Source organism: Halorubrum alkaliphilum (assembly GCF_017873815.1).
Taxonomy (GTDB): domain Archaea; phylum Halobacteriota; class Halobacteria; order Halobacteriales; family Haloferacaceae; genus Halorubrum; species Halorubrum alkaliphilum.
In genome coordinates this window covers 66,949-83,853 of record NZ_JAGGKQ010000012.1, presented here as the reverse complement: position 1 = coordinate 83,853, position 16,905 = coordinate 66,949, and the positions used below count along the sequence as shown (strand labels likewise).

Here is a 16,905-nt window from a genome sequence, read left to right as displayed (position 1 = left end):
GCCCTTTTACTCCCCCGCCGGGGGGGGGGGCCGTTGAGTTCAACCGACGGTGGGGGGCGGCCCCCCCGGGGGGGGGGGGGGGGGGGGGGCGCGGGGGGGGGGGGGGGGGGGGGGGGGGGGGGGGGGCCCCCCGCGACGAGGCTGGGGAGGTGTGAGGTGCGGTTGCGGGGCGGGGTGGGACTCAAAGGGGCAGTCGCGAGGACGCCGCAGGCGACGCAAGCACCGGAAGGAGCGAGTGAAACGAGCGACTGAGGAGCGCAGCGAGCGTGCGGCGTCCTCGCGACTGGGGCTTTGGCGGTGTTCACCGCCGATTCGCCAGCAACGACTTATAAATAGCCGCCAGCAACACCACTAATCCACCTATAAACAACTACTCCAACGTATTGCGAGACCCACTCCCGTCATCCCTCAACAGGTATATATGATACCCGAATTCTCTATGCCTCCTAAAAGAGAGCGTTACTCGCCGAGGCGGTCGAAGACCGTCTCGACCATCTCGCCGGTGTCGTCGATGATCGCGTCCATCTCCTCGTCGTCGCTCGGCAACCCGAGCAGTCGAGCGATCCGCATGATCGAGACGTGATGGACAACCTGTTTCCCAGGTTCGACCTGCTCGATAACCATGTTGCAGGGGAACAGCGACCCGATTCTTCCGTCGGTCGCGTCCAGCGCCCGATCGGCCATTTTCGGGTTACACGCTCCGAGCACGTAGTAGGGGTCACGACCGGCGTCGACCTTCTCGTTCAGCATCTCTGAGGGCGAGAACTCCACGGGAAAGCCGAAGCCAACCTCCGTACACACCTCGCGGACGTGTTCGATCGCCGCCTCGTGGTCCATCTCTAGGGTCGCACGCTCCTCACCGAACTCTTCGGGGTCCAACTCGGCCGGATCGAAGGGGATCGTCATGTATCTCGTTCGGGTCGGGACGAACAAAAGGGTGTGCGATGCCGGCGATCACGACGGTCGCCCCTGTCGAGCGATCTCGACCGCGCTACTCCGTCGCGACCGGACCGCGACCAACGACATCTTCGACGGCTTCGAGGAAGTCGCTCCGGCCCTCGAACAGCGGAACCTCGGACTCCGCGAGCGCCTCGTCGAGTTCGACGGGTCCCTCGGGCGTCCGGATCACGGTCTCGCCCTCCTGAGCGCGAACATCGCTCCGCTTTGCGGGCCACGTGAGCCGCGACGCGACCCGCGCGAGCGGTTCGCCCTCGATGTCGGGACCCTCACCGAGTTCGACGGCCGGCGCTTCCTCCTCCGTTTCCTCGTCGGTATCGCTCATGACCCGCGATACCGTTCGGCTGAGGGTAACGTTTTCGATACGGTCCACCGGAGCACGCCTCTCCGGGACGGTTCACCATGCATATTTGGTCGCACCGTTATCGGACCTGGCCGGCTACGTCAACTGCGGACAGGCACACGCATCCCGCCGACGCGTCGTCGATCCGCGCGACGTGCCCGCGGTATTTTCACCCCGGTTAGCCGATTACAGGCGGTAAGACCCCTTCCTCAAGGAGCAACGCAGGCCGAATGCCCAGTAGCGTTAACGAGAGCAAGCTCTCGTTCGCACATCAGAAATCGAAGATTTCTGAGGACGCAGTAGGGAGGGGATACACCGCCGTCATCATTTATCATGCGCCTGCTTGTTGCTGGCCCACAGGCCCACGAACCGATACGTTTATGTTGAAACAATGTCTAAACATAGGTGATGGATAGACACGAAATCAAAGGCCACGAAGTCATCGAAGGCGAGGTAAAAGCCACCGGCAACGGCGCACACGTCCTCGTTCCCAAAGACTGGCGTGGCGCAGACGTGAAGATCGTCCGAACGTCAGAACCAACCGAGTAACCGATGTACTACGCCTACAGGTTCCGGCTCAAGCCAACCACCGAACAGCGTGAGTTGTTGGATTACCACCGAGACACCTGTAGGCAACTCTACAACCACGCTCTCAGGGAGTTTAACAAAATTCCCGAATCAGAGGGTACACTCAACCAACGAGTGCGACAAGTCCGCGATCAACTCACTGACCTCAAAGGGTGGTGGGACGAATTGAACGACCTGTATTCAACGGTTACACAGGCCGCTGTCATGCGGATCGAAGACAGTATCACGGCACTCGGTGAACTGAAAGACAAGGGCTACAACGTCGGGAGTCTCAACTAGAAAGCTCCCAGAGACTTCCGCAGTTTCACATACGTCCAGTCTGGCTTCGAGTTCGACAAGAAGAACGGTCAGACTGTGCTCTCACTGTCGAAACTCGCGGATATTCCAATAGAGTGCCACCGAGACATTCCCGACGATGAAACAGTCAAAGAAGCCACGCTCAAGAAAGAACCAACCGGGGAGTGGTATGCCTCCTTCGCCGTTGACGACAAAGAGGAACCGCCCAAACGGTCGCTGGCGGAGATCGACGCCGACGAGATGGTTGGCATCGACGTGGGGATTCTGAAGTATGCCCACGACACTGACGGCACGGCAGTTGGTTCACTCGACCTTTCGGAGGAACGCGACAGGCTTGAACGAGAGCAGCGGAACCTCTCGCGCAAAGAGCATGGGTCGAACAACTGGGAGAAACAACGGCAGACGGTAGCCGAGTGTCACCAACAAATCAAGCGCAAGCGGCGTGACTTCCTACATAAATTGTCGAACTACTATGCTCAGGAATACGACTTGGTGGCCGTCGAAGACCTTGACGTGAAAGGAATGCTAGAATCGCCGTCGAACAGCCGCAACACCGCATCGGCGGCGTGGCGAACGTTCCTCTCGGTGCTCGAATACAAGTGCAAACGTGAAGGCACGCACTTCGTGGACGTGGAACCGGAAGGAACCACCAAAGAGTGCGCTCAGTGTGGCGTCGAAACCGACAAACCACTTTGGGTGCGTGAGCACTCCTGTCCTGCCTGTGGCTTCGAGGCAGACAGGGACGCAAACGCAGCGTGGAACATTCTTTCTCGTGGTCTCACCAATCTAGGAGTGGGTCACTCCGAAGGAACGTCCCCAGAAATCGAAGATTTCTGGTGTGCGAACGAATCGCGGAGCGATTCGTCAACGCCTGTGGAGACTGCGCTCGCTGTGGAGACTGCGGTTGTGTCTGCAAAGCGCGTCGTTGAAACAGGAAGCCCCTGCCTCAAGAAGACGCCAACGGCGGCGAGTAGGCAGGGGTAGTTCACCGCCAGCCGTGGTCGGTCGCGTTCAGACGCTCGTGCCCCTCGTCGGTCACGACCACAAGGTCCTCGATCCGGCAGCCGAAGCGCCCGTCGAGGTACACGCCCGGCTCGACGGAGAACACCATCCCGGGCTCCAGTTCGCGGTCGGAGCCGGACACGATGTACGGCTCCTCGTGAACGTCGAGCCCGACGCCGTGGCCCGTCCGGTGGACGAACGCGTCTCCGTAGCCGGCTGCCTCGATCACCTCGCGGGCGGCGCGGTCGACCGCCGCCGCCGTGACGCCCGGCTCGACCGTCTCCACCGCGGCCGCCTGCGCCTCCCGGACGATCGCATGGACCTCGGCGTACCCGGCCGGTGGCTCCCCGTCGAACACGAGCGTCCGCGTCTGGTCGGAGGGGTAGCCGTCGACGCGCGTCCCGAAGTCGAGCACGACGGGGTCGCCGGAGCGTATCTCCCGGTCGGAGGCGGCGTGGTGCGGCTTCGCTCCGTTTTCGCCCGCGCCCACGATCGTTTCGAAGGAGACGCCCGCGCCGCCGTGCGCCGCCAGCCGGTCGGCGATCCAGTCGGCGAGTTCGCGTTCGGTCATCCCGATCGCTTCCGACCCGAGCGCGCGGAGGTCGGAGACGGTCGCGTCCGCGGCCGCGCCCGCCGCCCGCAACGCCGCCAGTTCCGCGTCGTCCTTGCGGACCCGCAGGTCGGCGAGCGCCTCACTCGCGAGCCCCCACGTCGCTGCCGGCGCGACCGCCCGGAGGTCCTGCGTGAACCGCGCCCACATCGTGTCGTCGACGAGCAGGCGCCCCGATCGCAGTTCGTGGTCCGCAAGCACCTCGCGGGCGGTTTCTCGAGGGTCGTCGCCGTCGGCCCACGTTCGCACGTCGTCGACGTCGGTCGCCTCTCGAACCTGCTCACCGTACAGTTCGGGGACGAGCAGGGTTGCCGGGCCGCTCGTGGTGTCGACACCCCCATCCCCACTCGCGGGGAGGACGAACAGGAAGTGTCGCTCCCCGGGCTCCTCGTGGAACCCGGTGAGGTACTGGAGGTTCCGGCTCGGAAAACAGACGAGACCGTCGGCGTCGATCACGCTCAGTCGGTCGCGTGCCCGCTCGCGCCGGCCCGCGTAGGCGTCGTCGCCCATAGTTCGCCTCGGTTCCGGACCGGCATATAAACAGGGTGTGGTTATTGGTGCATCAAGCGCCGCGTAACTATATCGATACGTTTCATACTCCATCTCATGAGCATCGAATCTCCCTCGACCTTCGACTGCCCGGACTGTGACACCACGGCCCCGTCGACGTCGGTTCCCTACGACGCCCTCGGGTACGCGGTCTGTCCGGTCTGCTCGTACACGGGCGGTCCCGAACACGACGACTAGAACCCGTCGCGGACCGCGGTGTTTTAGCACGACGGCGTTCCGTCTCCTCGTATGGGCTGGTCAGTCTCTCGCGACGACGACACGATCACGGAGTGGGAACGCTCGGACGGGTACGCCACGGTCCGGATCCGCGAGCGCGGCGACGGCGGATTCGTTGTCCGACTCGACGTGATGGAGCAGGCGACCGACGAGAGCGCGTACGACCGCGTTCGGTTCGACGACCGCGAGGTCGCCGAGGACCACGCGCAGACGTGGCGCGCGGATCACGATCTCGACGACTGAGCTGGTCTCCGGCCGGTCTCGTAGTCCGTGTCGCGACCGGCCGGCGGGGCGATCAGGGGAGTTCCACGTCGTCGTCGAGGAACGCCTGACACTCCACGGTTCGTCCGTCCGGGTCCTCGGCGAAGAACTGGTATATCTCGTACGTCTCGTTCTCGTGTGGCTCCTCTCGGGCGACATCCGCGAGTCGGTCGTGAGTGTCGTCGACGCCGTCTCTGTCCGGGTAGACGAACGTCACGATCCCGCAGTCGTCGGTTCGATCCCGATCACAGAACCCGACGAGCAGGTTTCCGTGTTCGAGGATCGTACAGTCTGGCTGTTCGAGCCACGTCTCCATGCGTAGTCGGTCACGGTAGAACTCAACGACCGCGTCGTGGCTCTCCGTTGCGTAGAACACGATCCCGGACATACGCAGCCCAACGTCCGGACACCACCTAAACCCACGCGTCAACAACGATTAGTTCGTGGCCGAGAGGTGATAGCCATGCCAAGCGAGACGGAGCGTACCGAAACGGAACGGATGCTCGCCGGGGAGCCGTACGACCCGAACGATCCCGAACTGGTCGCCGATCGGGAGCGCGCCCGCGACCTGACCCGTCGATACAACCGGACGGCCGCCGGCAACGAGGCGAAACGACGGACCGTTCTGGGGACGCTGTTCGGCTCTGGCGGCGAGACGGCGACGGTCGAACCACCTGTCCGCTGTGACTACGGCTACAACATTCACGTCGGGGAGGGATTCTTTGCGAATTTCGGCTGCGTTTTTTTGGACATCTGCCGCATCAAATTCGGCCGGAACTGCCTGCTCGGCCCGGGCGTCCACGTCTACACGGCGACCCATCCGATCGACCCGGCGGAGCGAGCCGAGGGGCTGGAATCCGGGGAGCCGGTGACCGTCGGCGACGACGTCTGGATCGGCGGGCGTGCCGTGGTCGATCCCGGCGTCTCGATCGGTTCGGGCGCGGTGATCGGTTCGGGCGCGGTCGTCACCGACGATGTCCCATCCGAAGTCATCGTCAAAGGAAACCCGGCAACCGTCGTTGCGGACGTCGAGACCGATCGACCTCCGGGCGGTACCTCGTGATTCACCGCTCCGGATGCGTCGGGGCGTCGAACCCGCCACGTATCAGGGGTTTCGCGACGTGTCGCCGGGCGCTCGGCGGGACCTCGTACCAGCCGCGTTCCAACTCGCGTTCGATCGGTTCCGCCACCTTTCCGGGCGCGGTCGTCCCGCAGTCGCGACAGCGGTAGCCCTGATCCCGTCCCGCCGAGGACATCGTTCGTTCACAGTCGGGACACGTCGGTGTTGCTGGTGCCGTCCGGACGAGTTCGCGGACGGCGAGTTTCTCCAGTTTTATTGTTCCGTCCGGACCGGGGTCGGCCGCGCGGACCTCGTGTTCACCACAGATCGTGATTCGATCCCCGGGTCTGAGCGCGCGCACGCGATCACGGAATCGACCGGTCGGCGAGAACGCGACGATACGGAGGGTCGGCCGTGGTTCGCCGCTCCCGTCTCCGGAGTTTCGATCCGAGCCGACTCCGCCGACGTCGACGTGGACGTGTCCCCCCCGTTTCGTCTCCGGATCGCTCGCGACGACGCCGGACACGCGGTAGCCCGCCCCGTCGCGGAGTTCTCCGGGCCTGCCCTCCGCGAGGTGGGCGTCGGTCCCTTGGTTCGTCAGGAACGTCGCGGCGCGCTCGACGCGTTCGCTCTCGATCCCCTCGGCGACCCGCAGACAGGCGTCCGGGTCGTCACCGCGGATCCCGTAGAGGATCGGGCCGGGCGCGTTGGGAACGCAGACAACCTCGCCCGTCCCGCGGTCAACGGTGTCCCAGACGACCGGGTACTCGTGGTCGGCGGCGGCGAAGACGCTCTCGGCATCGACTTCGCGTGGGGTTCCACAGCGGTCGAGTTCGCGATAGGAGATTCGTTCGTAGGTCGCGTCGTCGAGAGTCGCGGGCGCGCCGACCGCCGCAAGCGCCCCGATCCGGCCTCGTCCGGGCGTCGCGTCCCCGTCCGCGCCGCCGGAGCCGAAGCCGGCGTGACGGTACCCCCGTGCCTCCGCGATCGACACCGCCTCCTCGACCGACAGCCGCTCGCGGAGCGCTCGTCGAGAGAAGTGAGCGACCGCGTTCGGGATCGCGCTCTCCGGGTCCGCGACATCGACGTCGGCAACGACGACGCCGGGGGAGGTCCGTGGGTCGTCCGTGGCCGCGAACTCCCGGACCGTTTCGCCGGCGATCCGGAACGCGGTCTCTGCGTCGATGTCGGCCGCATGGAGCGCGACCGCGGCGTTCCCGCGCGTCTTGTGTTTCACGGCGGGGTTGAGTCGTATCAACAGCCGTCGCGTAACCCTCCCGCCGGCCGCTTCGAGGCGCTCCCCGAGGCGGGTTCCGACGTACGTGGTACACATCCCGCGCTCGCGGGAGTCGGTGTCGTCGACGGCGACGATCGGCATGGGTCCCGTTTCGACCCCCGAGACAAGCCGGTTTCGGGGTCGACCCGATATATAACCGTATCGACCGCCTGCCGGAGAAAAACGCAAGCGGGCAAGGCCTTCTCCTCGTCTCGACGACACAACGTATATATGCGCTGAAACGCTTATCTCAGGTATGTCCCGGACTGCGCTGATAGACAACGTCACCGCGATGCTGGGGGACGCCGGCTTCCTCGTCAGCGACCGGTGTGCGGTCCGGCCCAAGAGTTTCGACGTGGCCGCCCGGCGTGAGGAGGACCTCCTGCTCCTGAAGATCCTCGGCAACGTCGACGCGCTCGACGCCGAGACCGGTGCGGAGATGCGGCGACTCGGCGAGTACCTCGAGGCGACGCCGATGACCATCGGGATCCGAACTCGCGACGAGGACCTGAAACCTGGGGTCGTCTACTTCCGACACGGCGTTCCCGTGATCAACCCCGACACCGCGTACGACCTGTTCGTGGAGGGGATGCCGCCGCTGATCTACGCCGCTCCCGGCGGCCTGTACGTCAGCCTCGACGGGGACCTCCTCGCCGACGAACGTGAGGAGCGCGGCTGGTCGCTCGGCCGACTCGCGACCGAACTCGGCGTCTCCCGTCGAACCGTCTCGAAGTACGAGGACGGGATGAACGCCTCGATCGAGGTGGCCGTCCAGCTCGAGGAGCTGTTCAACGAGCCGTTCTCCAGCCCGGTCGACGTGCTGGAGGGGGCTGACGACGTGCGTGACACGGAGCCGACCCCTTCGGCACCGGACGCGGACCCCGGCGATGAACACGTCGTTCACGTGCTTACGAGCGCTGGATTTACCGTCCATCCGACGGCGCGTGCACCCTTCAAGGCGGTCTCGGAGGACGACGAGTCATCGGCGACACGGATGCTCACCGGTCACTCCGCGTTCACGCCCGCCGCCGAGAAGCGCGCGCGGATCATGTCCTCGATCGGCGAGGTCGCGCACACTCGGTCGGTGTACTTCACCGAGGAGGACGAGAAACGGGAGTCAGTCGATGGCACCGCGATCGTCTCCTGTGAGGAACTCGCCGCCGTCGACGACCCCGACCGGATCCGCGAGCTCATCCGCGACCGTGCGGAAGCGCCCTCCGAAGCGTAGTCGGGCTCCGTCGGTGTCGTCACCGACCGAGTAGCCGACTGAAGAACCCGCCCTTCTCGTCGTCGTCCTCGTCGTCGTCCCCGTTTCCGTCCGCACCGTCCGTTCCGGAGCCGTCCTCGTCCGTCCGAGAGAGGGCCGTCTCCATCGTTCCGGTGTCGTCGTCGCGGAACGGAACGCTCCCGGCGAGTTCGTCGTCCACGTCCGGTTCGGGCTCCTCTTTCGTGTTCCGTTCGGGCTCCTCGTCCGAGTCGTCTCCGCCGGCCGAAATTCGGTCCGAGGCGTGCTCCCTTTCCCCTTTCTCCGCGTCGGGAATGCCCTCCGCGACCGAGGGTCCACCGGTGGGATCCGGTGATCGGTTCTCCGGACTGTCGATCACGTGTCCCTCGTCGGCTTCGCTACCGTCCCGGTTCCCGTCCTCCGCTCCGTGCTCTTCCGGATCGTCGTCGTCCGCCCTGCTCACCTCGTCCGGCTCGTCGACTTGGTCCTCCGGCTCGTCGACCTTTCCATCCCGCTCGTCGACCTTTCCATCCCGCTCGTCGACTTGGTCCTCCGGCTCGTTGACCTCGTCCGTCCCGTCGAACGCGCCCTCGACGACTCCGGACTCCTCGACCGGCTGCTCGTCCGCGACGATTATCTCCTCTTCGTCGCCGGCCTCGCTGATTCCGACCGGCCCCGAGTCGGCGACGATCAGGTCGTCATCCTCCGCTTCGTCTCCCCCCGGCTCCTCCGCCTCCTCCTCGGGTTCATACTCGTTCGGAACCGACGGATCTCGGTCCGCCTCCGCCTCGTCGCCGTCTTCATCCGGATCCGGATCGCCGATCGTTGCTCCGGTGAGCGCACGCGCGAGGTCACGATACGCTCGGCTCGCTGGCGCGTTCGGCTCCACCGAGACGACGGACCCGCCAGCGGCGTTCGCCCGCGATATCGCCGCATCCTCCGGTATCCGGCCGAGAACGTCGGCGTTCAGGATCGTCTCGATGATCCCCGCCTCGTCGTCGGGATCCGTCGCATCGACGCGTGTGATCGCCGCACCGGCGACGCTGCCGCCTAGCCGCCCGACGAGCTGCCGGGTCTTCTCCGTGTCGCCGAGCGCGCTCCGCTCGGGCGTGGAGACGAGCAGTGTCTCGTCCGCCAACCCCAGCGGCAGCGTCGAGTCGTGTGAGAGCCCCGCCCCGGCATCGAGGAACACGTAGTCGGCGTCCGCGAACGCCTCCACGACCGCGCGAAGCCTCGAGGGATCGGCGGCAGCGTACGCGTCGATCTCCGTCTCGCCCGGGACGATCCGGAGCCCGGCGGGCCCCTCGTGGACCGCGGCCTCCGGATCCGCGTCGCCGGCGAGCACGTCGTGGATCGTCGTCTCTCCGGGACCGACGCCCAGCGCGTCGGCGAGGTTCGCCATGCCGATGTCGGCGTCGATTGCGACGACGTCGGCACCGGACTCCGCGAGCAGCGTTGCCACCGCCGCGGTCGTGGTGGTCTTTCCGACCCCACCCTTCGCCGACGCGATCGCATACACCGTTGCCATGTCGTCAGGGTCCGGCGACTGCTACTTAAATGTACGCGGCGCTCCGTCGACATCCGACGCTCTTCGGGTTACTGTCGCCAGCGGATCGTTCGCGTATCGTGCCGCGCGCTTCCGCAAACACCTTATACGTCGCTCGTAGACGTTGAAGCGATCAGTAGAATGGCGAGACCAGAGGTGCTCGACCGGATACAGGAGGCTGAAACGGAGGCTGACGAGATCATCGCGGAGGCGGAATCGGACGCCGACGAGCGCCTCGCCGAGGCCAGAGCACGCGCGGACGAGATCCGCGCCGAGGCCGAGGAGGAGGCGGCCGCGGAGGCTGAGGAACGGCTTGAAGCGGCTCGTGAGGAGCTCGAACAGCGACGTGAAGAGATCCTCGCGACGGGACGCGAGGACCGCGAAGCGCTCGAATCGGCGGCCCGGGATCGTACGGACGACGCCGTCGACTACGCGGTGGAACGCTTCGAGGACGCGGTCAGAGCCCACGTGACGGAGGAATGAATGGCTCTTAGACCGGAGCAGATGAGCAAGGTGTCGGTGACGGGCTCGAAGCGCGTCATCGACGACGTCATCGAGGCGGCGTACGACCACCACTCGCTTCACGTCACCGACTACGACGACCGCTACGAGGGGTTCGCTCCCGGCGATTCGATTGCGGGCGCCGAGGCCGTCAACGAACGACTCGTTACGGTTCGATCGCTGGAGAGCATCCTCGATGTCGACGACGGTGACGCGGACGGGATCGGCTCGCTCGACGACGAGGAGCTGGCCACCGAGCTCGAAACGACTCGCGACCGGGTCAACGAGCTCAACGACCGACGTGACGACCTTCGCGCGTCGATCCGCGATCGGCAGGAGGCGATCGAGCGGATGGAGCCGTTCGCCGACCTCGGCATCGCGCTCGACCTGCTCGGCGGCTACGACTCGCTCGAAGTCGTCGTCGGGGAGGCGAAAGCCGACGCGGTCGAGGCTGCCCTCGCTGCGGCGGACGACGTCGCGTCGTTCGAGGTGTTCTCCGGCGGCACCGTCGTTGCCGCGTTCGCCGCGCCGGCCGACGGGGCCGAAGAGGGGTTCCTACAGGACTCGCTCGTCGGCGTCGACATCGCGCTGTTGGAGGTCCCGGACGCGGACGCGACCCCGAGCGAGTACGTCGCGGAACTCGAACGCGAGCGGTCGGAGCTCGAATCGGAGCTCGCCGAGGTCGACGCGGAGCTCGCATCAGTCAAGGAGGACGCGGCCGGCTTCCTCCTTCGTGCCGAGGAACAGCTCACCATCGAGGCACAAAAGAAAGAGGCACCGCTCTCCTTTGCGACCACCGAGAACGCGTTCATCGCGGAAGGGTGGATCCCGACGGCGACGTTCCCCGAGTTCGAGTCGACGATCGCCGACGCGGTCGGCGACCACGCTGCCGTCGAGGAGCTGGAGCGAGCCTCCTTCACGCCCGACGGTGACCATCACACCGAGACGGTCGAACGCGACCACGGCGACGCCTCCTCGCCCGACGGGGCCGACGAGTCCGCAGAGCGCGAGGCAGCCACTGATGGTGGACGCGCGACGCAGGCCAGCGACGACCCGCCGGTCGTCCAGAACAACGGGAAGGCGGCCGGTCCGTTCGAACTGCTCGTCCAGGGGTTCGGTCGGCCGAAGTACTCGGAGTTCGACCCGACGCTTCTCGTGTTCTTAACGTTCCCGCTCATGTTCGGGTTCATGATCGGGGATATCGGTTACGGGGTGTTGTACGCCGCCGTCGGCTGGTATCTGTACTCGAACTATGAGGGTGCGTTCCGCGAGATGGGTTCGGTCGCCATGTGGGCCGGCGCGTTCACGATCCTGTTCGGGATATACTACGGGATCGACCTGTTCGGCTACCACGCGTACCCGTGGTTCGGGATCGAGTCGTGGCCGATCGCGAAGGGGCTCTCTCCCGGTGCCGGCGAGTGGGCACTCGCATGGCTCGTGATGAGTGCGCTGTTCGGTATCCTCCACCTGAACGCGGGATACATCCTTTCGTTCGTGAGTAACCTCCAGCAGCACGACCTCAAACACGCGATGTACGAGAGCGCGTCGTGGCTGCTCCTGCTCAACGGCGCGTGGGTGTGGATATTCAGCACCCAAGCCGGGGGCGTTCGTCCCGAGTTCCTCAGACCCGACGTGACGCTTCCGGTGGTCGGGAACCTTGCGGAGTTGGATCTCGTGGCGTCGGGAGAGAAGCCGGAGTTCCTGTTCACCTCTATCGACGTAGTGACGCTCGGAGCAGTCCAGTTCCAAGGGCTCCCCGAGATCGTCGGGATAGTCGCCCTCCTCGGCGCGTTCGTCGGGTTCCTGCTTCTCGCGATCGGTGAACCGACGGAGATCGCCGAGGTGCTCTCGCCGATCGTCAACGTCATCTCGTATGCCCGGATCATGGCCGTGCTGCTCGCGAAGGGCGGGATGGCGCTCGCGGTCAACCTGCTCGCGTTCGGCGCGTACATCGACGAGGGTGGTGAGGGGAGCTATCACTTCATCTTCACGCCGAGCCGCCTCGCGGAGGTACAGGCGCAGCCGGAGACGTACGAACTCGTCTTCGCCGGCATCTCGACCGCCTTCGAGCCGAGCGTCATCGGCGTCGTCGCGCTCGTCGGGGCGATCCTCGTCGCCATCGTCGGCCACATCGTCGTGCTCCTGCTCGGGATCACGGCCGCCGGTATTCAGGCCGTCCGACTCGAGTACGTCGAGTTCTTCGGACAGTTCTACGAGGGCGGTGGCGACCCGTACTCGCCGTTCGGTTACGACCGACGCTACACCTCCGAGGAGTAGCGGGACGGTCCCAACGGCGCTTCGACGAACAGCCGCTCGCTGAAGGCGGCCGAACAACCAGTCGTGACACCTGTGAGCGACCGCTTTGCGGCGGTTCCGGTCGTCCGTTTTGGGAAGCTTTATGACTCTCGTGGCGGCAACTACCTACTGTTCGGAGACGAGCAACTGCAACTACTACCAATGCTTGAAGCTACCAACGAACTCGGGACTGTTGTACTGGAGGCCGGCGGAACGCTGACGAACCCGGACGCCGCGATCGCGATCGCGGTCGGGCTCGCCGCGCTCGGCGCGGGATACGCCGAGCGAGGAATCGGTTCCGCCGCAGTCGGCGCAATGGCCGAGGACGACGACCTGTTCATCAACGGGCTCATCCTGACGGTCCTTCCCGAGACGATCGTCATTCTCGCGCTCGTTCTCGTCTTCGTCCTCTAAACCGCCCCTTCCACCAATGAGTTTGGAAACCGTCGTTGAGGACGTTCGAGACGAAGCCCGCGCGCGTGCGGAGGAGGTACGCGAGGCGGCCGACGCCGAGGCCGACGAGATAATTGCCGAGGCGGAGGAAGACGCCGAGCGTATCCACGAGGAGCGGCTCGCCGAGGTCGAAACGCGGATCGACCAAGAGCGCGAGCAGACGCTCTCGTCGGCGAAACTCGAGGCCAAACAGGAGCGTCTCGCCGCACGTCGTGACGTCCTTCAGGACGTGTACGACGACGTCGAGGAGACGATCCGGGGGCTTGACGGCGACCGACGCCGCGAGCTGACCGAGGCCCTGCTCGACGCGACCCTCGCGGAGTTCGACGACGACGAGACAGTCGCCGTCTACACTCGTGCCGAGGACATCGAACTCCTCGAGGAGCTCGTCGCGGGCAGTAACGCACAGGTCGACGGGGAAACCGAGTGTCTCGGCGGCGTCGTCGCCGAGAGCGACACCTCCCGCGTCCGCGTGAACAACACGTTCGACTCGGTCCTTGAGTCCGTCTGGGACGACGAGTTGAAACACATCTCGGAGCGACTGTTCGACCAATGAGCGCCGTCGGCAGCTCGAACCCGGAGTACGTCGTCGCGCGGGTTCGCGCCCGCCGTGGCTCGCTCTACGGGGACGAGGAGTACCGAAAGCTCGTTCGGATGAGTCCCGCCGAGATCGCCCGTTTCATGGAGGAGTCGAGCTACGAGACGGAGATCAACGCGCTGGGGAGCCGCCACGCGGGCGTCGACCTCATCGAGTACGCGCTGAACCGGAACCTCGCCAAGCAGTTCGAGGGCATCCTCGACTGGAGCGAGGGTGGGCTGTACGATCTCATTGCCCGGTACCTCCGGAAGTTCGACGCGTGGAACGTGAAGACGGTCATTCGCGGTATCTACACCGACGCGGGCCAGGAGGCGGTCGAGGTCGACCTCATCCGGGCCGGCGAGTTCGACGACCGGCGGATCCGTCGGCTCCTTGAGGCCGACTCGATCGACGCTGTTATCGAGGTCCTCGAGGACACGATCTACGGCGAGCCACTACGATCCGCGTACGCGGAATACGAGGAGACGGACACGCTCGTCCCGCTCGAGAACGCGATCGACCGCGCCTTCTACGAACGCCTCCTCGCGAACCTGCCCGGCAACGAGCCGACTCGGCAGTACGAGGCGTTCCTCAAGGCCGAGGTCGACTTCCGGAACGCGGACAACGCGCTCCGGCTCGCCCGGTCGGGAGCCGATATCGACCCCGCGGCGTACTTCATCGAGGGCGGTGACCTGTTCACTCGCGATCAGCTCGCCCGGCTCGCGAGGAACCTCGACGAGCTCGTCGAGTACATTGCCGACAGCCAGTACGCTGACGAACTCGGGCCGGCACTTCGTGAGCTCGAGGACGCGAACAGCCTCATCGCGTTCGAGCACGCGACCGATGTCGCGCTGCTGGCGTACGGAGACCAGTTGGGAACGATCCACCCGGTGTCCGTGACGCCGATCATCTCGTACATCCTTGCGAAGGAGCGCGAGGTCGACAACATCCGCGCCATCGCCCGCGGCAAGGAGGCTGGCCTGCCGGCCGACGAGATCGAATCGGAGCTGGTGATAACATGAGCCAAGAAATAGCCGTGGTCGGGAGCCCGGAGTTCACGACCGGCTTTCGGCTCGCCGGCGTCCGCAAGTTCGAGAACGTACCGGACGACGAGAAGGACGACCGGCTCGACGACGCGGTCGAACGGACGCTCGACGACGAGGCGACTGGCATCATCGTGATGCACGACGCGGACCTCGAGCACCTCTCGCGGGGGACCCGCGAGCGGGTCGAGGGAAGCATCGAGCCCGTTCTCGTGACGCTCGGTGCCGGCGGTGCCGGCAGCGGCGGGCTCCGCGACCAGATCAAACGTGCCATCGGGATCGACCTGATGGACGAGGAGGAGAACTAATATGAGCAAGGCAGAATCCACGGAGACCACCGTCGAAGACGGTGTCATCCAAAGCGTGAGCGGTCCGGTCGTGAGCGCCCGCGATCTCGACGCCCGCATGAACGACGTCGTCTACGTCGGCGACGAGGGACTCATGGGGGAGGTCATCGAGATCGAGGGCAACATCACGACGGTTCAGGTGTACGAGGAGACCTCCGGGGTCGGCCCCGGCGAACCCGTCGAGAACACGGGCGAGCCGCTGTCGGTCGATCTCGGTCCGGGAATGCTGGACGCCATCTACGACGGCGTTCAGCGTCCCTTGGACGTACTGGAGGGCAAGATGGAGAGTCCGTACCTCGACCGCGGGGTCGACGCCCCCGGCATCGACCTCGAGAAGGAGTGGGAGTTCGAACCCACCGTCGAGGTCGGCGACGAGGTCGGCCGCGGCGACGTGGTCGGGGTCGTCGAAGAGACGGTCACCATCGACCACAAGGTCATGGTGCCGCCGGACGCCCTGGAGGAGGGCGAGACCACCGAGGTCACCGCCATCGAGGCCGGCTCGTTCGACGTCACCGAGACGGTGGCCGAACTCGCCAACGGGACGGACGTTTCGATGCACCAAGAGTGGCCGGTGCGCGAGGCGCGTCCCACCGTCGAGAAGCGCACGCCCCGACAGCCGCTCGTGTCGGGCCAGCGCATCCTCGACGGCCTGTTCCCCATCGCAAAGGGCGGAACGGCCGCGATTCCGGGGCCGTTCGGCTCCGGGAAGACGGTCACGCAACACCAGCTCGCGAAGTACGCCGACGCGGACATTATCGTCTACGTCGGCTGTGGCGAGCGTGGCAACGAGATGACCGAAGTGATCGAGGACTTCCCAGAGCTGGAGGACCCGGCCAACGGCAACCCGCTGATGGCCCGGACCTCGCTCATCGCGAACACCTCGAACATGCCCGTCGCGGCGCGTGAGTCCTGTATCTACACCGGGATCACGATCGCGGAGTACTACCGGGACATGGGCTACGACGTCGCGCTGATGGCCGACTCCACTTCGCGGTGGGCGGAGGCGATGCGCGAGATCTCCTCGCGGCTGGAGGAGATGCCCGGCGAGGAGGGGTACCCCGCGTACCTCGCCGCCCGCTTGGCGCAGTTCTACGAGCGAGCCGGCTACTTCGAGAACGTCAACGGGACGGAAGGCTCCGTCTCCGCGATCGGCGCGGTGAGTCCGCCCGGCGGCGATTTCTCGGAACCGGTCACGCAGAACACGCTGCGTATCGTGAAGACGTTCTGGGCGCTCGACGCGGACCTCGCGGAGCGCCGCCACTTCCCGTCGATCAACTGGAACGAGTCGTACTCGCTGTACAAAGACCAGCTCGACCCGTGGTTCGAGGAGCACGTCGAGGAGGACTGGGCGGAGAAGCGCCAGTGGGCCGTCGATATTCTCGATGAGGAAACAGAGCTGCAGGAGATCGTCCAGCTCGTCGGGAAAGACGCGCTGCCGGACGACCAGCAGCTCACCCTCGAGGTCGCTCGCTACCTGCGTGAGGCGTACCTCCAGCAGAACGCGTTCCACCCGGTGGACACGTTCTGTCCGCCGGAGAAGACGTACCTCATGCTGACGACGATCGAGACGTTCCACGACGAGGCGTTCGACGCGCTCGAAGCGGGCGTGCCCGTCGAGGACATCGTCGACACGGAGGCCGCCCCGCGGATCAACCGTATCGGCGTTCAGGAGGACTACGAGGAGTACATCGAGGATCTCAAATCGGCGATCGCCGACGAGCTCCGGAGCCTCTACTGA

The 16,905-nt window shown here is 65.6% G+C and carries 18 protein-coding genes and 1 pseudogene; 13 read left to right on the top strand and 6 right to left on the bottom strand.

The window, feature by feature from the left end; genetic code table 11:
• Positions 1-459 precede the first annotated feature (459 nt).
• Together J2751_RS09210 and J2751_RS09205 are read right to left on the bottom strand one after the other, a co-directional pair.
• Positions 460-906: a DUF302 domain-containing protein gene (locus tag J2751_RS09210; protein WP_209485409.1), complete on the bottom strand. Its 447-nt coding sequence runs from the start codon at positions 904-906 to the stop codon at positions 460-462.
• 85 nt (positions 907-991) lie between these two features.
• Positions 992-1,282: a DUF5789 family protein gene (locus tag J2751_RS09205; protein ID WP_209485407.1), complete on the bottom strand. Its 291-nt coding sequence runs from the start codon at positions 1,280-1,282 to the stop codon at positions 992-994.
• Positions 1,283-1,708: 426 nt separating this feature from the next.
• Here J2751_RS09205 and J2751_RS09200 point away from each other — a divergent pair, with 426 nt between their 5' ends.
• Together J2751_RS09200 and J2751_RS09195 are read left to right on the top strand one after the other, a co-directional pair.
• The gene (locus J2751_RS09200; RefSeq protein WP_209485405.1) at positions 1,709-1,849 is read left to right on the top strand and encodes a DUF2080 family transposase-associated protein; all 141 of its coding nucleotides are present in this window, start codon (positions 1,709-1,711) and stop codon (positions 1,847-1,849) included.
• Between the two features lie 3 nt (positions 1,850-1,852).
• Positions 1,853-3,169 (top strand): annotated as a pseudogene (locus J2751_RS09195) (RNA-guided endonuclease InsQ/TnpB family protein).
• Position 3,170: 1 nt separating this feature from the next.
• On the opposite strand, the gene J2751_RS09190 reads toward J2751_RS09195, so the two are convergent.
• On the bottom strand, positions 3,171-4,307 hold the full coding sequence (locus tag J2751_RS09190; RefSeq protein WP_209485403.1) for an aminopeptidase P family protein: 1,137 nt from the start codon (positions 4,305-4,307) through the stop codon (positions 3,171-3,173).
• Positions 4,308-4,403: 96 nt separating this feature from the next.
• Here J2751_RS09190 and J2751_RS09185 point away from each other — a divergent pair, with 96 nt between their 5' ends.
• Both J2751_RS09185 and J2751_RS09180 read left to right on the top strand, forming a co-directional pair.
• Positions 4,404-4,544 carry a hypothetical protein gene (locus tag J2751_RS09185; RefSeq protein WP_209485400.1) on the top strand — a complete coding sequence of 47 codons (141 nt, stop codon included), beginning with the start codon at positions 4,404-4,406 and terminating at the stop codon, positions 4,542-4,544.
• A 51-nt stretch (positions 4,545-4,595) separates the two neighbouring features.
• Positions 4,596-4,826 (top strand): DUF7543 family protein, encoded by a 231-nt coding sequence (locus J2751_RS09180; protein ID WP_209485398.1) that lies wholly within the window; start codon positions 4,596-4,598, stop codon positions 4,824-4,826.
• A 52-nt stretch (positions 4,827-4,878) separates the two neighbouring features.
• Here the strand turns inward: J2751_RS09180 and J2751_RS09175 are convergent, their stop codons facing one another.
• Positions 4,879-5,232, bottom strand: a complete 354-nt coding sequence (locus tag J2751_RS09175) for a VOC family protein (RefSeq protein WP_209485396.1) — start codon at positions 5,230-5,232, stop codon at positions 4,879-4,881.
• A 75-nt stretch (positions 5,233-5,307) separates the two neighbouring features.
• On the opposite strand from J2751_RS09175, the gene J2751_RS09170 reads away from it, so the two are divergent.
• Positions 5,308-5,907, top strand: a complete 600-nt coding sequence (locus J2751_RS09170) for a sugar O-acetyltransferase (RefSeq protein WP_209485394.1) — start codon at positions 5,308-5,310, stop codon at positions 5,905-5,907.
• A 1-nt stretch (position 5,908) separates the two neighbouring features.
• Here J2751_RS09170 and J2751_RS09165 read toward each other — a convergent pair whose 3' ends face one another.
• A complete protein-coding gene (locus tag J2751_RS09165; protein WP_209485392.1) occupies positions 5,909-7,282 on the bottom strand; it encodes a tRNA(Ile)(2)-agmatinylcytidine synthase in 1,374 nt (457 codons plus the stop codon).
• A 154-nt stretch (positions 7,283-7,436) separates the two neighbouring features.
• Between J2751_RS09165 and J2751_RS09160 the strand changes: the two genes are divergently transcribed.
• Positions 7,437-8,408 carry a transcriptional regulator gene (locus J2751_RS09160; protein ID WP_209485390.1) on the top strand — a complete coding sequence of 324 codons (972 nt, stop codon included), beginning with the start codon at positions 7,437-7,439 and terminating at the stop codon, positions 8,406-8,408.
• Positions 8,409-8,427: 19 nt separating this feature from the next.
• Here J2751_RS09160 and minD read toward each other — a convergent pair whose 3' ends face one another.
• The gene (gene minD, locus J2751_RS09155; RefSeq protein ID WP_209485388.1) at positions 8,428-9,933 is read right to left on the bottom strand and encodes a cell division ATPase MinD; all 1,506 of its coding nucleotides are present in this window, start codon (positions 9,931-9,933) and stop codon (positions 8,428-8,430) included.
• A gap of 159 nt (positions 9,934-10,092) precedes the next feature.
• On the opposite strand from minD, the gene ahaH reads away from it, so the two are divergent.
• The 7 genes from ahaH (at position 10,093) to J2751_RS09120 (ending at position 16,905) form a co-directional block, all read left to right on the top strand.
• Positions 10,093-10,434, top strand: a complete 342-nt coding sequence (gene ahaH, locus J2751_RS09150) for an ATP synthase archaeal subunit H (RefSeq protein ID WP_209485386.1) — start codon at positions 10,093-10,095, stop codon at positions 10,432-10,434.
• Positions 10,435-10,455: 21 nt separating this feature from the next.
• The gene (locus J2751_RS09145; protein WP_209485418.1) at positions 10,456-12,729 is read left to right on the top strand and encodes a V-type ATP synthase subunit I; all 2,274 of its coding nucleotides are present in this window, start codon (positions 10,456-10,458) and stop codon (positions 12,727-12,729) included.
• Positions 12,730-12,909: 180 nt separating this feature from the next.
• Positions 12,910-13,161, top strand: coding sequence for a hypothetical protein (locus tag J2751_RS09140; protein ID WP_209485416.1), 252 nt, complete (start codon positions 12,910-12,912; stop codon positions 13,159-13,161).
• 16 nt (positions 13,162-13,177) lie between these two features.
• Entirely contained in the window at positions 13,178-13,756 is a 579-nt protein-coding gene (locus tag J2751_RS09135; protein WP_209485384.1) for a V-type ATP synthase subunit E, read from the top strand.
• Positions 13,753-14,799, top strand: coding sequence for a V-type ATP synthase subunit C (locus J2751_RS09130; RefSeq protein ID WP_209485382.1), 1,047 nt, complete (start codon positions 13,753-13,755; stop codon positions 14,797-14,799). The genes J2751_RS09135 and J2751_RS09130 overlap by 4 nt, the downstream gene beginning before the upstream one ends.
• Positions 14,796-15,128, top strand: a complete 333-nt coding sequence (locus J2751_RS09125) for a V-type ATP synthase subunit F (RefSeq protein WP_209485380.1) — start codon at positions 14,796-14,798, stop codon at positions 15,126-15,128. Before J2751_RS09130 ends, J2751_RS09125 begins: the two co-directional genes overlap by 4 nt.
• A gap of 1 nt (position 15,129) precedes the next feature.
• On the top strand, positions 15,130-16,905 hold the full coding sequence (locus tag J2751_RS09120) for a V-type ATP synthase subunit A (RefSeq protein ID WP_209485377.1): 1,776 nt from the start codon (positions 15,130-15,132) through the stop codon (positions 16,903-16,905).

Excerpts from the sequence above, each read along its gene's own strand:
- J2751_RS09210 (WP_209485409.1), bottom strand. The coding sequence starts at position 906 with ATGACGATCCCCTTCGATCCGGCCGAGTTGGACCCCGAAGAGTTCGGT.
- J2751_RS09205 (WP_209485407.1), bottom strand. The coding sequence starts at position 1,282 with ATGAGCGATACCGACGAGGAAACGGAGGAGGAAGCGCCGGCCGTCGAA.
- J2751_RS09200 (WP_209485405.1), top strand. The coding sequence starts at position 1,709 with ATGGATAGACACGAAATCAAAGGCCACGAAGTCATCGAAGGCGAGGTA.
- J2751_RS09190 (WP_209485403.1), bottom strand. The coding sequence starts at position 4,307 with ATGGGCGACGACGCCTACGCGGGCCGGCGCGAGCGGGCACGCGACCGA.
- J2751_RS09185 (WP_209485400.1), top strand. The coding sequence starts at position 4,404 with ATGAGCATCGAATCTCCCTCGACCTTCGACTGCCCGGACTGTGACACC.
- J2751_RS09180 (WP_209485398.1), top strand. The coding sequence starts at position 4,596 with ATGGGCTGGTCAGTCTCTCGCGACGACGACACGATCACGGAGTGGGAA.
- J2751_RS09175 (WP_209485396.1), bottom strand. The coding sequence starts at position 5,232 with ATGTCCGGGATCGTGTTCTACGCAACGGAGAGCCACGACGCGGTCGTT.
- J2751_RS09170 (WP_209485394.1), top strand. The coding sequence starts at position 5,308 with ATGCCAAGCGAGACGGAGCGTACCGAAACGGAACGGATGCTCGCCGGG.
- J2751_RS09165 (WP_209485392.1), bottom strand. The coding sequence starts at position 7,282 with ATGCCGATCGTCGCCGTCGACGACACCGACTCCCGCGAGCGCGGGATG.
- J2751_RS09160 (WP_209485390.1), top strand. The coding sequence starts at position 7,437 with ATGTCCCGGACTGCGCTGATAGACAACGTCACCGCGATGCTGGGGGAC.
- minD (WP_209485388.1), bottom strand. The coding sequence starts at position 9,933 with ATGGCAACGGTGTATGCGATCGCGTCGGCGAAGGGTGGGGTCGGAAAG.
- ahaH (WP_209485386.1), top strand. The coding sequence starts at position 10,093 with ATGGCGAGACCAGAGGTGCTCGACCGGATACAGGAGGCTGAAACGGAG.
- J2751_RS09145 (WP_209485418.1), top strand. The coding sequence starts at position 10,456 with ATGAGCAAGGTGTCGGTGACGGGCTCGAAGCGCGTCATCGACGACGTC.
- J2751_RS09140 (WP_209485416.1), top strand. The coding sequence starts at position 12,910 with ATGCTTGAAGCTACCAACGAACTCGGGACTGTTGTACTGGAGGCCGGC.
- J2751_RS09135 (WP_209485384.1), top strand. The coding sequence starts at position 13,178 with ATGAGTTTGGAAACCGTCGTTGAGGACGTTCGAGACGAAGCCCGCGCG.
- J2751_RS09130 (WP_209485382.1), top strand. The coding sequence starts at position 13,753 with ATGAGCGCCGTCGGCAGCTCGAACCCGGAGTACGTCGTCGCGCGGGTT.
- J2751_RS09125 (WP_209485380.1), top strand. The coding sequence starts at position 14,796 with ATGAGCCAAGAAATAGCCGTGGTCGGGAGCCCGGAGTTCACGACCGGC.
- J2751_RS09120 (WP_209485377.1), top strand. The coding sequence starts at position 15,130 with ATGAGCAAGGCAGAATCCACGGAGACCACCGTCGAAGACGGTGTCATC.